This window comes from Vibrio sp. McD22-P3, from assembly GCF_021568915.1.
Lineage (GTDB): Bacteria > Pseudomonadota > Gammaproteobacteria > Enterobacterales > Vibrionaceae > Vibrio > Vibrio mediterranei.
Genome location: NZ_JAKGTN010000002.1, coordinates 152,053 through 166,204, shown reverse-complemented (window position 1 = coordinate 166,204; position 14,152 = coordinate 152,053). Strand labels below are relative to the sequence as shown.

At 45.0% G+C, this 14,152-nt stretch carries 14 protein-coding genes; 6 read left to right on the top strand and 8 right to left on the bottom strand.

Annotated features, from left to right (window positions below; genetic code table 11):
• Positions 1–22 precede the first annotated feature (22 nt).
• The 3 genes from L2W36_RS02855 to L2W36_RS02845 all read left to right on the top strand — a co-directional run bounded on the left by L2W36_RS02855 (position 23) and on the right by L2W36_RS02845 (position 3,677).
• On the top strand, positions 23–952 hold the full coding sequence (locus L2W36_RS02855) for a sugar kinase (RefSeq protein WP_124941516.1): 930 nt from the start codon (positions 23–25) through the stop codon (positions 950–952).
• Positions 953–965: 13 nt separating this feature from the next.
• Positions 966–1,589 carry a bifunctional 4-hydroxy-2-oxoglutarate aldolase/2-dehydro-3-deoxy-phosphogluconate aldolase gene (locus tag L2W36_RS02850; protein ID WP_124941517.1) on the top strand — a complete coding sequence of 208 codons (624 nt, stop codon included), beginning with the start codon at positions 966–968 and terminating at the stop codon, positions 1,587–1,589.
• Positions 1,590–1,922: 333 nt separating this feature from the next.
• On the top strand, positions 1,923–3,677 hold the full coding sequence (locus L2W36_RS02845) for a sodium:solute symporter family transporter (RefSeq protein WP_006069860.1): 1,755 nt from the start codon (positions 1,923–1,925) through the stop codon (positions 3,675–3,677).
• Positions 3,678–3,748: 71 nt separating this feature from the next.
• Here the strand turns inward: L2W36_RS02845 and L2W36_RS02840 are convergent, their stop codons facing one another.
• From L2W36_RS02840 to kduD, 7 genes are all read right to left on the bottom strand, one after another.
• Positions 3,749–4,696 carry a DMT family transporter gene (locus tag L2W36_RS02840; RefSeq protein WP_198559246.1) on the bottom strand — a complete coding sequence of 316 codons (948 nt, stop codon included), beginning with the start codon at positions 4,694–4,696 and terminating at the stop codon, positions 3,749–3,751.
• Positions 4,697–4,892: 196 nt separating this feature from the next.
• Positions 4,893–5,264 carry a hypothetical protein gene (locus L2W36_RS02835; protein ID WP_236109392.1) on the bottom strand — a complete coding sequence of 124 codons (372 nt, stop codon included), beginning with the start codon at positions 5,262–5,264 and terminating at the stop codon, positions 4,893–4,895.
• A 213-nt stretch (positions 5,265–5,477) separates the two neighbouring features.
• Positions 5,478–6,332, bottom strand: coding sequence for an alpha/beta hydrolase (locus L2W36_RS02830; RefSeq protein WP_236109274.1), 855 nt, complete (start codon positions 6,330–6,332; stop codon positions 5,478–5,480).
• A gap of 149 nt (positions 6,333–6,481) precedes the next feature.
• Positions 6,482–7,117 (bottom strand): RpiB/LacA/LacB family sugar-phosphate isomerase, encoded by a 636-nt coding sequence (locus L2W36_RS02825; RefSeq protein ID WP_124941522.1) that lies wholly within the window; start codon positions 7,115–7,117, stop codon positions 6,482–6,484.
• 39 nt (positions 7,118–7,156) lie between these two features.
• Positions 7,157–7,477, bottom strand: a complete 321-nt coding sequence (locus L2W36_RS02820; RefSeq protein ID WP_124941523.1) for a cupin domain-containing protein — start codon at positions 7,475–7,477, stop codon at positions 7,157–7,159.
• A gap of 13 nt (positions 7,478–7,490) precedes the next feature.
• A complete protein-coding gene (locus L2W36_RS02815) occupies positions 7,491–8,012 on the bottom strand; it encodes a YgjV family protein (protein WP_124941524.1) in 522 nt (173 codons plus the stop codon).
• Between the two features lie 15 nt (positions 8,013–8,027).
• Positions 8,028–8,789 carry a 2-dehydro-3-deoxy-D-gluconate 5-dehydrogenase KduD gene (gene kduD / locus L2W36_RS02810; protein ID WP_112477807.1) on the bottom strand — a complete coding sequence of 254 codons (762 nt, stop codon included), beginning with the start codon at positions 8,787–8,789 and terminating at the stop codon, positions 8,028–8,030.
• A gap of 258 nt (positions 8,790–9,047) precedes the next feature.
• Between kduD and kdgR the strand changes: the two genes are divergently transcribed.
• From kdgR to L2W36_RS02795, 3 genes are all read left to right on the top strand, one after another.
• Positions 9,048–9,830: a DNA-binding transcriptional regulator KdgR gene (gene kdgR, locus L2W36_RS02805; RefSeq protein ID WP_124941525.1), complete on the top strand. Its 783-nt coding sequence runs from the start codon at positions 9,048–9,050 to the stop codon at positions 9,828–9,830.
• An 87-nt stretch (positions 9,831–9,917) separates the two neighbouring features.
• Positions 9,918–11,786, top strand: a complete 1,869-nt coding sequence (locus tag L2W36_RS02800) for a DUF294 nucleotidyltransferase-like domain-containing protein (protein ID WP_124941526.1) — start codon at positions 9,918–9,920, stop codon at positions 11,784–11,786.
• 1 nt (position 11,787) lies between these two features.
• Positions 11,788–12,507, top strand: coding sequence for an exonuclease domain-containing protein (locus L2W36_RS02795; RefSeq protein WP_236109272.1), 720 nt, complete (start codon positions 11,788–11,790; stop codon positions 12,505–12,507).
• A gap of 19 nt (positions 12,508–12,526) precedes the next feature.
• On the opposite strand, the gene L2W36_RS02790 is transcribed toward L2W36_RS02795, so the two are convergent.
• Positions 12,527–14,116 carry a methyl-accepting chemotaxis protein gene (locus L2W36_RS02790; RefSeq protein WP_236109271.1) on the bottom strand — a complete coding sequence of 530 codons (1,590 nt, stop codon included), beginning with the start codon at positions 14,114–14,116 and terminating at the stop codon, positions 12,527–12,529.
• Positions 14,117–14,152: the final 36 nt, after the last annotated feature.

Genomic DNA, 14,152 nt, shown 5'->3' with positions numbered 1-14,152 from the left:
CTCCAAAGTGGGATCGCACACAATGAACCAATATAAAATCGCTATCATCGGCGAATGCATGGTAGAACTACAGCGCAAAGGTGACCTTTTAAAACAAGCCTTTGGCGGTGATACGCTCAATACTGCACTATATCTATCTCGGCTAACTCATGCCCATGACATTAAAGTAAGTTACATTACAGCACTAGGTAACGATCCGTTCTCGGCTGAGATGATGGAGGGCTGGAATCAAGAAGGTATCGATACAAGCTTGATTCTGCGCCTTAATGACAAAATGCCGGGCCTATACCACATTGAAACCGATGAAACTGGTGAGCGTACCTTCTTTTATTGGCGAAATGATGCAGCGGCCAAATTCGTTTTCGACCAACAAGAGTCAGAACAACTCATCGACACCTTGTTAGGTTACGATGCGGTTTACTTAAGTGGTATTACCCTTGCGATCCTGACTGATTCAGGACGCGATAAGTTATTCGGCTTCCTAAAAGCATTTAAAGAGAAAGGCGGGCATGTCTTCTTTGACAACAACTTCCGCCCGAAACTGTGGGCAGATCAGCTCACAGCAATCAATACTTACAAAGCGATGCTTAGCTATACCGATACTGCCTTGTTAACATTTGAAGATGAACAGGCCTTGTTTGGTGACATGTTTGTTGAGCAATGTATTGAACGCACAAGCGAAGCTGGCGTCTCAGAGATTGCCATTAAGCGAGGTGCAAAAGATTGCTTGGTTATTGTGAACGATCAGGCTAATTACGTCGCACCTAAACCAGTTGATAATATTATCGACACCACTGCAGCTGGCGACTCATTTAGCGCAGGTTACCTAGCGAAACGCCTAACTGGCGGCGATGCTCTAAAGTCAGCCGCAATGGGTCACAAAGTCGCAGGTACGGTTATTCAGCATCGCGGTGCCATTATTCCCAAGAACGCAACACCAACTCTTGATTAGTAGGACAAATAAAATGACGACATTAAACGAACAGCTAGCAAGCTTGAAAGTAATTCCAGTAATTGCCATCAACAAAGTTGAAGACGCTATTCCACTAGGTAAAGCGTTAGTTGACAACGGTATGCCATGCGCTGAAATTACGTTCCGCACTGAGTGTGCAGCTGAAGCTATCTCTGTAATGCGTAAAGAGTTCCCTGAAATGCTTATCGGCGCAGGTACTGTGCTGACTAACGCGCAGGTTGACCAAGCAATTGAAGCGGGTGTTGATTTCATCGTAAGTCCTGGCTTTAACCCACGAACAGTCCAATATTGTTTGGATAAAAACGTACCAATTGTACCGGGCGTAAATAACCCAAGCCTTGTTGAGCAAGCAATGGAGATGGGTTTACGTACACTTAAGTTTTTCCCTGCAGAACCTTCAGGTGGCGTAAACATGCTAAAAGCACTTACGGCGGTTTACCCAGTAAAATTCATGCCTACAGGCGGTGTAAGCCTCAAGAACGTCGACGACTATCTGTCTATCAAGTCAGTATTGGCTTGTGGCGGTACATGGATGGTTCCTACCAACCTAATAGACGAAGGTCGCTGGGAAGAACTCGGTCAACTGGTTAAAGATGCAGTTGCACACGTAAACTAATCCGTATTGACCTTGCAGTTTAATTCGGGAATTAGCGAGCCATTGGCTCGCTTTTTTTGTCCCACAATAAGTGCATATCTGCCCACTTTCGCTTGAAGTCTTCACCGTTTGAAAAAGCATAGGCGTAACAACCGCACAATAGGCAAAGCAAATTCAAATATAACTCGTTCATAACTCGTTGATTTGTATTAGAGTTAATTTGTGAGGATTTATGTATCGTTTTCCACACAAAATAAAGATGCGTCTCCCATCACACTTTAAGCTTATTGTAATACAAAACTACAAGACGATTATTTACTATAATCGTCAGTATGAATGATATAAGGCTGAAACATGACTATTGATACTCTTGTAGTACTCGCCTACTTCTTTTTCCTGATCGCTATCGGTTGGATGTTCCGTAAATTCACCACGTCGACCAGTGATTACTTTAGAGGTGGCGGTAAGATGTTATGGTGGATGGTAGGTGCTACCGCTTTCATGACACAGTTTTCAGCATGGACGTTTACAGGTGCCGCAGGACGCGCGTTCAACGACGGTTTCGTTGTTGTAATCCTATTCTTAGCCAATGCATTTGGCTACTTCATGAACTACCTCTACTTCGCACCAAAATTCCGTCAGTTACGAGTAGTAACGGCAATTGAAGCGATTCGTCAACGCTTCGGTAAAACTTCAGAGCAGTTCTTCACTTGGGCTGGTATGCCAGACAGCTTGATCTCAGCCGGTATTTGGTTGAACGGTCTAGCAATCTTCGTGGCAGCTGTATTCAACATCCCGATGGAAGCAACAATCGTTGTTACTGGTCTAGTACTGATGCTAATGGCAGTAACAGGTGGTTCATGGGCGGTCGTAGCATCTGACTTCATGCAGATGTTGGTCATCATGGCTGTGACAATCACCTGTGCAGTTGCAGCGTACTTCCACGGTGGTGGTCTAGGAAATATCGTAGATAATTTCCAAGGCGACTTCATGATGGGTAATAACCTGAACTACGTGAGCATCTTTATCCTTTGGGTAGTGTTCATCTTCGTTAAACAGTTCGGTGTTATGAACAACAGCATCAACGCTTACCGTTACCTATGTGCTAAAGACAGTGAGAACGCGCGTAAAGCGGCTGGTCTAGCCTGTATCCTAATGGTCGTTGGCCCACTAATTTGGTTCCTACCACCATGGTACGTAGCAGCATTTATGCCTGACTTTGCTGAGCAATATGGTTCAGTAGGCGGTGACGCAGCATACCTAGCATTTGTGCAGAATGTAATGCCAGCAGGCATGGTGGGTCTACTTATGTCAGCTATGTTCGCGGCGACTATGTCTTCGATGGACTCTGGTCTAAACCGTAATGCTGGTATCTTTGTGATGAACTTCTACAGCCCTATTGTTCGCCCTCACGCGTCTCAAAAAGAGCTAGTTATAGTAAGTAAACTTACCACTATCATGATGGGCTTTATCATCATCGGTATTGGTTTGTTTATTAACTCGTTGCGTCACCTGAGCCTATTCGACATCGTATTGAACGTTGGAGCGCTTATCGGCTTCCCAATGCTGATACCTGTGCTACTTGGTATGTGGATTCGCAAAACGCCAGATTGGGCTGGTTGGGCAACACTTATCGTCGGTGGTTTCGTTTCTTACATCTTCGGTATCTCACTACAAGCAGAAGACATCGAGCACCTGTTTGGTTTGGAGCAAGCTCTAACAGGTCGTGAGTGGGGAGATCTTAAAGTTGGATTGAGCTTAGCAGCACACGTTGTGTTCACTGGTGGCTTCTTCATCCTAACGACTAAATTCTACCGAGGACTATCGCCCGAGCGTGAGAAAGAAGTAGAACAATTATTTACCAACTGGAATACCCCGATTGTTGCAGAAGGTGAAGAGCAGCAAAATCTAGATACTAAACAGCGTTCAATGCTAGGTAAACTTATCAGTGTGGCTGGTTTCGGTATCCTTGCTATGGCTCTAATTCCAAATGAACCAACAGGACGCCTATTGTTCCTACTATGCGGTTCAATGGTACTGACTGTGGGAATCCTATTGGTTAACGCATCTAAATCTGGTTCAACGAAAAAAGCGCAAATTGCCAGCTAATCATTAAACTCAACAGAAAGCCGCGCAGAGTCTTCTCTGGGCGGCTTTTTTTTGCTAAACGTAAGTGAAACTTAGTCCATCATTTCCTTCATACACATCTCACACAACTTTGGTTTCGGTCTTGTTCGCTGATACTTTAACCAAAACTCAGGTTCGGCTTTGGTGACAAAAATCCCGCCAAGCAAAGGTAAAAGTAGACCCACAGATACTAACGAGATCGAGTTCCCAGCAATCCATGTAGAAATACTCAATGCGATAAGCGGAAAGAACAGAAAACAGATCGAAGCAGTAAACGGCGTAGACACCTGGCCTAATTTGAAATACGCCACAATGCCGCCGACACTGGCAAATACCCCTAGGTACAACACCGCTGTCATCGAGTCCAATGTGAACAGGCTTATGTCTGGTTGCTCAATCACCCAAGAAGTGAACAACAAAAACAATGACGCAAGAAAGCTTGGCACCGCATTATAGGTCAGCACTGGCGTGCCTTTGCAAAACCGTTCCACAAACACATACATAACTGCATGAATCGCTACCGCCCCCCCTAGGGCAGCAAAGCCAACCAAGTAGTTTTTGCCTCCCAATTTCATCTCTGTCGCCAGAATCAGAATGAGACTTAACACCGCGACTAACAGTCCTGCGATTTGAACTTTTCGCAGGCGTAAACCAAGAAACAGGCTCGACATAACCATCACCGCAATTGGCATGTTGGCGAAGATAATCGAAGCCAACCCAGAGGAAATATATTGCTCGCCAAATATCATCAACGTAAACGGAATCGCGAAGTAGAAAATTGCGACCACATACATCCACGCTCGCTTTCCTTTAGGAAAGAATAACGGTTGTTTTAGGTATTTCGCCAGCATCACCAATAGAGGCGCAGCGATGAGAAAACGCATGCCCGTTGCGAAAATTGGTGGAATAGTCTCAACGGCCACTTCCATTGCAAACCACGTCGTTCCCCAAATAAGGCACACTGAGACAAACAGTAAAATAGGTAGCTGTTTATGCGACATCACAACCTCCTAATTTACTACAACGAATGAGATAGCACAGAGGCGTGGCATTGAGCTTGCCACAAGCTTTGGATTTAGTTTTCATTTTTTATTCCCATCACAGGATGTTGCAAATAGCTCTATTTGCACGCACAACAAGTCCGCGTGAGTAATCACGCAATAAAATTGTTAACAGCGAAGCGCTGTAAGACAGGAACTAGGCGATGGGAGGTCGGTAGAGCGAGTGCATATCTGCGCTCGTATAAAGACTAGCCAGTCTTTGTGTGAGTTCATAACGATACGGAGCAAGGCGAGAATCTTGTGGCGTCTCAACTAAAGCAGAGCCTGATGCGTGACCATGGGAACAACACTGCTTTTCGAAGCAGGTTCCTCCAGGCTCACAACAGCCTGATTCCTCAGTTTGCAATGTATCGGAGGTGATACCGCAGAGCTTCACATGCATGACTTGCGCCATGCTCAGTGTTGATTGCGGTGACGAGACATCTGCACGCACAGCACCACTGGATAATACGAGTATTACCAGGATCGCGAGCAAGCTACAGATTGCAGATACGCTTTTAGCGAGCATCACAACGTCTCATTCAAGTAAGTAGAAAAAACACTTAAAAATTCTGAGTCTGAAGATACCTATCCAAGTTGCAACACACAATAGCCTTTGAGACGACTTTACATTTTTTTACGCGAATTTGGTGACCTGTATTAGCGCAACGATACCTTTGTGTGAATAACGCTACTTTGTAGAAATAACGTTAGGTTGAACCATCGCTCTCGTGGACCGTTACTAACAATAATCCAACTTGCGTACCCAATCATCAAAACGTCGTAGCCAATCGTCGGCATCACTTCCTTCTCGGACATAGACGCCAAACCCATGTCCACCTCGCTCAAATAATGTGAGTTCACTAGACACAGATGCTGCTACTAGTGCATTGTGCAGCTTAAGGCTATGTTCGACTACAACAACATCATCGTCTTTAGCGTGCATAATGAGCATCGGGGCAACATCTGGGGAAATACGTTCATCAATAGACAACAAACTTATTTGCTGCTCATCGTTTAAGGCATTAACGACATTCTCATAAGAGCCCAGATGCGTGACACCAGAGGTCATTGACACCACAGGATACATTAAACAAGTGAAGTCTGGTCGGTTAGACCGCGTATCGGTACTTAACCATCCTGCTAAATGACCACCTGCGGAAAAGCCCATGATACCTACCCTTGCCATGGGGACTAGCTGGCGAATCAAAGTCAATGCTGCTCTTGCATCGACGATGGGCGCAAGCTTTTCTATGTCAGAGCCATTGTTTTTTATAGGCAGTCGATAATTTAAACAGAACGCATGATAACCCATTTCGCTAAGGCACTTTGCCACCTCTACGCCTTCATTATCAATCGATACAATTTGATAGCCTCCACCAGGAATAATGAGAATGGCGTGACCGTTGCTTCGCTCCGGATGAAATTCAAGTAGTTCAGGGTGGGATATCTCGGAAATGAGCCGATGAGGATAGCGGAGCGGAGTTTGCGAATCGTTTACTTCCATTGGAGAGCGTTCCGAAAAACCATCACCTTGCTCTAGGGAATGGACTGTGACCGCTGGGAATAACTCCGAAAGGGAATAAATAGATTGCATCAAATTACTCGTTATTGTTCTTTAAGTTAAATACCAAAGTAAAACGCTTCTTACATGTCCACAAGCGTTTATTGTATAAACAATGAGCCGCTTCTCAGTACAAAAAAGCCGACCAAACGTCGGCTTTTAAAACTTCAATGCACAATATATTAGTCGATAAGTGTGCGCACATATTCTGCCAGTTCCGGTTCTTGGCAGTTGGAGAAAAAGCATTCCTGAAACTGAGCACTACCGACCGCCGTTTTCACCAACTCTTGGTCAATTGCCTTCAGTGACTCCACAACATCTTTGCAAACTGCAGCTTTTACTTCTGACAAAATCGCAGCATTTTTTTGTTGAGGTTCGGCACGTTCAATAGGGTAACCTTCGCCGCGATTACCAGTGAAGGCCTTTTCAAAGATATAACGTACATTCAGTTCACCGGCCCAGCCAAAGCCTTTCGCAAACGCCAGTGAAATCGCATTACCGTTGTTAATTTGATTGAAAAGAAATGCATCAGATGGCTCTAGGCAGTAACCACATATCACTCCTGGGTGAAGGTTGCTTGCCATCATCGCGCCCTGGCCTGTGCCACAGCCAGTCACGATGAAGTCTACTGCTTTTGAGTTCAGTAGGATGCTCGCCATAATGCCAAGGTGAATGTAAGTTAAGTGGTGATCGTTTTCATCAGTCATGCCGACATTGAATACATCGTGGCCTAGATTGCCAGCGACAAGGTTTAGCTCAGAAGCAACCATCGCATTTTTTGGTGCTTGGCTGTTTTCCATCATTAGTGCAATTTTCATAGTAGTTCCCCGACGAAAAGGCTCGTCAATAGTTTAATCTTAAACAAAATCTTTGCGCATTGGTGTGAACGTATCGATAAGCGTACCGGCTTCGACACAGACACAACCGTGTTCAATATCTGGCTGCTTATACATGGTGTCACCGGCCTTAACGATGTGCTTTTCATCGCCAATCGTGAACTCAAAAGCGCCAGACAATACGTAAGTAAGCTGCTCATGTGGGTGCGAGTGCATCGCACCAATCGCACCTTTCTCAAAATGGACTTCAACCGACATCATGTTGTCGTTGTGTGCAAGAACCTTACGGCGCACACCGTCACCTAAGTCTTCTAATTGAACATCTTTGTTGAATACGAACATGTGTAAAAACCTATTATGTTTGTGATTCGTTAGATACCAAATCTGTTGATTTGCGTAATCGATAAATGGTGACTAAGTTCGTCACTATCAGCGTTGCTTCCAGTAAGGTGCCCCCAATTGAGCCAACCAAAACATTGTTGATTAACCAACATGTCGCCCCAACCAAAAAGCCAACGCGCATTGCCACACCGCTAAGAACAAACATTGAGAATGTCCCGATCACTGTGCCAATGATGGACCATAACTGCCCGACACCATCAGCAATCCAATAACCAAATCCACCTGCAACAACAATGAAAACGGCTGCTACAAGTTTGGAACGTGTATGTATTGATGCCAAGGTTCTGGCTGCCGATAATCCGGCAGCCACGGCAGAGACGGTTGAACCTAGTAGTAAGTAGTGGAGAAGATGATTGATATTAAAGACGAACATTAAGATTTTGAGCTGCCTGTCACTTTTTTGGTAAAAGGTGGAGATGCCTAAACCAAAACTCAAAAAACCCAATGCTTGTCCGACAGAAAATAGGTCAATCATCCTCTCTTGAGCCTATTAGCGAGACAACCAACCACCATCAACAGCGATAGTGTAGCCATTGATATAGTCAGACGCTTTCGATGCCAAGAATACACATGGGCCGGCTAAGTCTTCCGGCGTGCCCCAACGGTCTGCTGGAATACGCTCTAAAATTTCAGCATTGCGTTTTTCATCAGCGCGAAGCGCTGCTGTGTTGTTCGTCGCCATGTAACCCGGAGCAATCGCATTAACATTAATGCCTTCTTTTGCCCACTCGTTGGCCATCAAACGAGTCACACCCATCACACCACTTTTTGAAGCCGTGTAAGACGGCACTCGAATACCACCTTGGAATGACAGCATGGAAGCCACGTTGATAATTTTGCCGCCTTCACCTTGGGCGATGAACTGCTTAGCCACCGCTTGTGACATAAAGAACACCGACTTGATGTTGATATTCATCACGTCATCCCAATCTTGCTCCGAGAAGTCGATGGCGTCATTGCGACGAATGATGCCGGCATTGTTTACCAATATGTCAATGCGACCTAACTCCGTAACAGCTCGATCAACGATACCTGGAATGTCGTCTAGCTTCATTAAGTTAGCGCGAATATCAATAAACTTACGACCCGTCTCCGCCATCATCGCAATCGTCTCTGACGGTTCAACAATGTTGACACCAACGATGTCACAACCTGCTTTAGCAAGTCCAAGAGCCATTCCTTGACCAAGGCCAGTATCACAACCAGTTACTACTGCTACTTTGCCTTCAAGGCTAAACGAATCAAGAATCATAGTCTGTTCCTTTGTAGTGAATGTGCGGTGAACGATTAAAGGGGGTGTTCACTCTGTTGAAATCTACATTACACAAAAAATGACACACCTGAAAGTTATTTTTGAAATTGCGTTTTATTTTTTTAGTTTCGTTCTCTTGAATGTGATAAATGTCTCACAACTTGGTTTTAAATAAATGAAATGGCTTTTCGAAACTACTGACTCATTCAAACATGTCAGGTATAATCTGCAGCTATTGAAAATGACACAGAGCGTGAAATGGAAAAATCAACTCAACCAGAAGCCGTATCGTCAGTACTAAAAGTATTTAACATTCTCTCAGCGCTGGCTGATCAAAAAGAGATCGGTGTATCAGAGCTCTCTCAACGTTTGATGATGTCAAAAGCGACAACCTATCGCTTTTTGCAAACAATGAAGACACTCGGGTTTGTTGAGCAGGAAGGGGAAGCCGATAAATACGCACTGACACTAAAGTTGTTTGAGCTTGGTTCAAAGGCTCTAGAGCATGTCGACCTTATTGACCTTGCCAACACTGAGATGGCGAAAATCTCTAAGATAATCAATGAGACGGTTCACCTAGGCTCCATTGACGAAGATTCCATCATCTACCTGCACAAAATTGACTCTAGTTACCACCTACGTATGCACTCTCGCATCGGTCGCCGTAATCCGCTTTACAGCACCGCGATTGGCAAAGTACTCATGTCTCATATGGATGAACAGGAAGTGCGAAATCTATTGACTGACGTTGAGTTTAAGAAACACACGCAACATACGCATGAAAACGTCGACCAGCTGCTTGAAGAATTAAATCTTGTTCGTGAGCAACACTTTGGTGAAGACAATGAAGAGCAAGAGCCAGGACTACGCTGTATAGCGGTTCCAGTTTACGACCGATTTGGCGCTCCTATTGCGGCTATCTCAGTTTCATTCCCTACGATTCGATTCGAGGAAAGCCGTAAACAAGAGTATATCGCTCTCCTCCATACAGCAGGACGTAACGTTTCTGAGCATTTGGGCTACCATAAGTACCCTATTTGACATTGATAAAATAAAAAAGCAGCACACGTGCTGCTTTTTTTGCCACCAAATTACTTATTGAAACGCTATTTCATTTAAGGGATTAATATGGGAACCTCAGCTTCAAACAATATTCTTGATTTCTTGATTCATCTCGATCCTTTCGATCTTCTTCCAAAACCCGTCGTTGAGTCACTGGCCAGCGCGGTGACCGTCAAATACCTCGCCAAGGGGGAAACTATTGAATTTCATTCCATGTGCGAGAAGCGTTACCTCTATGTGATTCGAAAAGGTGCAATTGAGCAAAGAACCCAAATCAATAAGCTACGAGCTAGGCTTGGAGAGGAAGATCAATTTGGATTTACTTTCCTAGAGCCGCTTAAAGAAGCTGAAGATGGCTATCGAGCAGAAGCGATTGAAGATTCATTACTTTACCTCATACCGCACGCCAATATCCAAGAAACGTGCGAACAGCATCCCGAGATAAAAGACTACTTTGCGGCTACGGCCAAAACACGTTTACACTCTGCGATACGCTCGATCGTCAACAAAGAAGACAAAAGCCTGTTTTTTCGGAGTGTTGGTGAAGTAGCTAGTGAAAATATCACAGTCTCTGACTATAACGACTCAATTATTGATGTCGCCAAAGCCATGTGTGGCAAACGCCGCAGTTCATGTGCTGTCGTACTAAAAGAACGCGAAATTGTCGGCTTAGTCACGGACCGAGATATGACACAACATGTTGTTGCCCAAGGGGTGGATACCCATCAACCGATACATGAAGTCATGACTCGTAATCCAATCTTGATAAACAGCGAAGATAAAGTAATTCAAGCGATTTCACTTATGCTGCAATACAATATTCGCTGCCTGCCTGTCATTGCCAATCACGAAGTAAAGGGCTTATTGACCACCACTCACTTAGTTCACAACCATCGAACTCAGTCGCTATTTCTGATTGAAAAGATCAAATACGCGAACTCGATAAGTGCCCTTGCGAATCTTCGAGATGAAAAGGAAACCATTTTCCAAGCCTTAGTCGAAAGTGGCGTGAGTGCCGAGATTCATGGCCAGGTCATGTCGATGATCATGGATGCGTTCAATAGGCGAATAATCCAACTAACCGAAGAAGTGCTCGGGCCACCCCCTTGTGACTATGCATGGATGGTTGCGGGATCTCATGCTAGAAACGAAGTGCACATGCTGTCAGATCAAGACAATGCTTTGGTTCTTGCAGAAGATGCAACCGAGAATGACCGATACTACTTCGCCTACTTTGCCATGCGCGTGTGTAACGGACTCGCGGCCGTTGGCTACCCTTTATGCAGCGGTAAATACATGGCTGCTACAGCAAAGTGGAACCAAAATGTAAGTCGCTGGAAAGACTACTACACGAAATGGGTGGCCAGTCCTGAGTACAACAAACTGCTCAGTATCAGTGTCTTCATGGAGATACGCTGTGTCTACGGGAATGCAGAACTTGTCGATACGCTTCAAAACCACCTACACCAAACTATTCATGCAAACCCTCGCTTTATCCCAGCGCTGACACGCGATGCCATCGAAACCTCACCACCACTTGGTATTTTTAACAGCTTGGTTTTAGAGAAGAGTGGCGACAATACCAAATCACTCAACATCAAAAAGTTTGCCCTGAACCTAATTATCGACCTCGCTCGCATATACAGCCTAGCCGCTGGAGGCTCTTTAACAGGAACAGAAGAGCGTTTTCGGTATGCCGTGGAGCAAGGTACATTGTCTCAAGACAGTTGCGACAACATCATTGGTGCTTACCGTTTTCTGATGCAGGTTCGCTTTAGACACCAACTCAACGCCCAAGTGCGTGGCGATACCCCAGATAACAACATCCGCCCTGATGAGTTCAGCAGTTTTGAACGTAAGCACTTGAAAGACGCGTTCAAGATCATTAGTGAACTGCAGGACGTCGCAAAACTCAAATTTGTAAACGGGTTCTGATATGTTGGCCAAAACCTTACAAAAGCTCTTCTCGAAAGGCGATAACATCGAAGCTCTGCACCAATCTATGCAAGCCAAACACTGGCCTTCTCATGCACTTGAGCATTACTTTGCCCACCCTCTCCCCAATGCAGAGCGCCCTGTGTCCGAGCAACAATTTGTTGCCCTCGATTTTGAAACGACGGGGTTAGATCCAGACTCTGATAGGATCCTGTCTATTGGAACGGTGGAGTTAAACTACGAAGAGATTAATTTAACCAGTGTCAGTGAAGTGATTTTGCGACAAGATGTAACTATTCGCCCGGAAAGCGCCGTCGTTCATGAAATTATGCCAACGCAAGTTCGAGAACAAGGCATAGAAGCTGAGCTTGCGCTCGACCGATTGATCGAACATCTTCGTGGTAAAACCATCATTGCCCACAGCGCAGGTATTGAGTATGGCTTTTTGTCGTCATACCTCAAAAGGCGCTACCAGATTGAAAAGCTACCTTGTTACATGATAGACACCTTGTCGCTTGAGAAACGATTTAGCTACTTAGGGAAAAATCGAGGACATTCCAGCTTTCAGCTCGATGACCTGCGGCAACACTATAATTTACCTGATTATTACGCTCACTCAGCGGCCAGTGATGCACTAGGATGTGCCGAGCTATTTTTAGCACAAGTCAAAAGGTTAAAACTCTGTCATCGTCCGTTAAGTGAGGTAATTTATCGGCCTTAAAATGCAACGCAGCTGTATTTTAACGTGCTGCTATACGCTCTTTTTCAAATCCATGACTGTTGGATTGTAGGTTGTCAGATAACCGCTTGAGTTCAATGGAGCTCGATGAAAACTGCTCAATTCTATTTAAGTTTGCTTCTTGAACCTTAAGCAGTTGCTCAATGGATAGGTAAACCTGCTCAGAAATGGCCAACTCATTTTTTGTCGACTGTTTTAAATCAGCGACAATACTCTGAACATCACTCGCTCCTTGCTTAACTTGACTGAAAATCACACCAACCTGTTCAGATTTGGCCTCGCTTTGTGAGATTTTTTCAATTAGCCCTCTCAAGTCATTGGAAACATGTTCAGACTCCGACAAGATATGCTCACTCATTTTAGAGATTTCCACCGTTGCATCAGACGTCCTTGCCGCTAGACTTCGAACCTCATCAGCGACCACAGCAAAGCCTCGCCCTTGATCGCCCGCTCTCGCTGCTTCAATGGCTGCGTTGAGAGCTAACAGGTTCGTCTGTTCAGCGATACCTTGAATCACCTCTACAACCCCTGTTATCTGCTCGTATTTTGCTGCTAAAAGACCAAAGCTGTGCAGTGAACCGTCTAGGCTAACACGAATGTCCTCAACCGAGCCCTCCATGGATTGAATTGCCGCTACTCCCTCCTCAGACAATGATTGCGACTGCAAAATATTCGATTGTGCCTTATCAATACCTATATTGATTTCCTCGATACTGAGTTCAAGAGCGTTCATAGAGTTGAGAGTGTCATCTGAAATCGAACGAATTTTACCTAGACTCTCCGTTGTTGCCGCGACATTACGATCTAAACTATCGGTAGACTGATTGATCATCACCGAAACCGAACTGATTTTATCGACAAACTGCTTCAATGAAGCCTGCATCTGGCGAACCGACTCTAGAATGCTGCCTCGTGGAACTGACTGAGCAACAAATTGAGCTAAGTGCCCATCTGCTATACGCTTCGTCAACGAAACAACGACACTCGGCTCACCGCCTACAGAGCGATAAATGCTGTGCGCAATGAGACCGATTATCAGCAATATCACCACTAAGATACCACCGCTGTAGATCAAAAGACGTGTCACAAGCTGCTGATAACTTTCTTCAACATCGTCCATATAAATCCCAAGACCCATCACCCACTTCAGCTCTGGAATCATCGTAATCGCACTTACCTTGGTCACCTTTTCCGACGAGTTTGGTTTGCTCACCTCGCCGACAACATAGTTGAACTCCTTATCCTTCAGCAGGTTTACATGCCGCGCATAAGAACTTTGGAAGGTCCCCAGTTTTTCGCTACGCACATGCACCCGAGCCATAGCATTGTGGTCATTAGCCCAAATGTAAGCATTACCCAAGCGGTAGGTAGACAGCGCAGCAATAACGCGTTGCTCAGCCTCTTTCGGAGAGCGGCTTTGCAATATCGCATCCGATGCTTGCTTCTTTGCAAACGAGAGTAGCGATGCCACCTCATGCTTTTTGGTTTCGACTAAAGATGTTTTTATTGATTCCAAGCTGACAAACACAATCAACGCGATACCCAACATCGCTGTAATCAGCAGCAAAGCGCCCTTTTTTATCAATGTCATAATCCCTCACTATAAAAAATGGCCACACTAACAATC

Coding starts and splice junctions, on each gene's coding strand:
- L2W36_RS02795 (WP_236109272.1), top strand. CDS start 11,788: ATGTTGGCCAAAACCTTACAAAAGCTCTTCTCGAAAGGCGATAACATC.
- L2W36_RS02825 (WP_124941522.1), bottom strand. CDS start 7,117: ATGAAAATTGCACTAATGATGGAAAACAGCCAAGCACCAAAAAATGCG.
- L2W36_RS02840 (WP_198559246.1), bottom strand. CDS start 4,696: ATGTCGCATAAACAGCTACCTATTTTACTGTTTGTCTCAGTGTGCCTT.
- L2W36_RS02830 (WP_236109274.1), bottom strand. CDS start 6,332: ATGCAATCTATTTATTCCCTTTCGGAGTTATTCCCAGCGGTCACAGTC.
- L2W36_RS02790 (WP_236109271.1), bottom strand. CDS start 14,116: ATGACATTGATAAAAAAGGGCGCTTTGCTGCTGATTACAGCGATGTTG.
- L2W36_RS02820 (WP_124941523.1), bottom strand. CDS start 7,477: ATGTTCGTATTCAACAAAGATGTTCAATTAGAAGACTTAGGTGACGGT.
- L2W36_RS02835 (WP_236109392.1), bottom strand. CDS start 5,264: ATGCTCGCTAAAAGCGTATCTGCAATCTGTAGCTTGCTCGCGATCCTG.
- L2W36_RS02800 (WP_124941526.1), top strand. CDS start 9,918: ATGGGAACCTCAGCTTCAAACAATATTCTTGATTTCTTGATTCATCTC.
- L2W36_RS02850 (WP_124941517.1), top strand. CDS start 966: ATGACGACATTAAACGAACAGCTAGCAAGCTTGAAAGTAATTCCAGTA.
- L2W36_RS02855 (WP_124941516.1), top strand. CDS start 23: ATGAACCAATATAAAATCGCTATCATCGGCGAATGCATGGTAGAACTA.
- kdgR (WP_124941525.1), top strand. CDS start 9,048: ATGGAAAAATCAACTCAACCAGAAGCCGTATCGTCAGTACTAAAAGTA.
- L2W36_RS02815 (WP_124941524.1), bottom strand. CDS start 8,012: ATGATTGACCTATTTTCTGTCGGACAAGCATTGGGTTTTTTGAGTTTT.
- L2W36_RS02845 (WP_006069860.1), top strand. CDS start 1,923: ATGACTATTGATACTCTTGTAGTACTCGCCTACTTCTTTTTCCTGATC.
- kduD (WP_112477807.1), bottom strand. CDS start 8,789: ATGATTCTTGATTCGTTTAGCCTTGAAGGCAAAGTAGCAGTAGTAACT.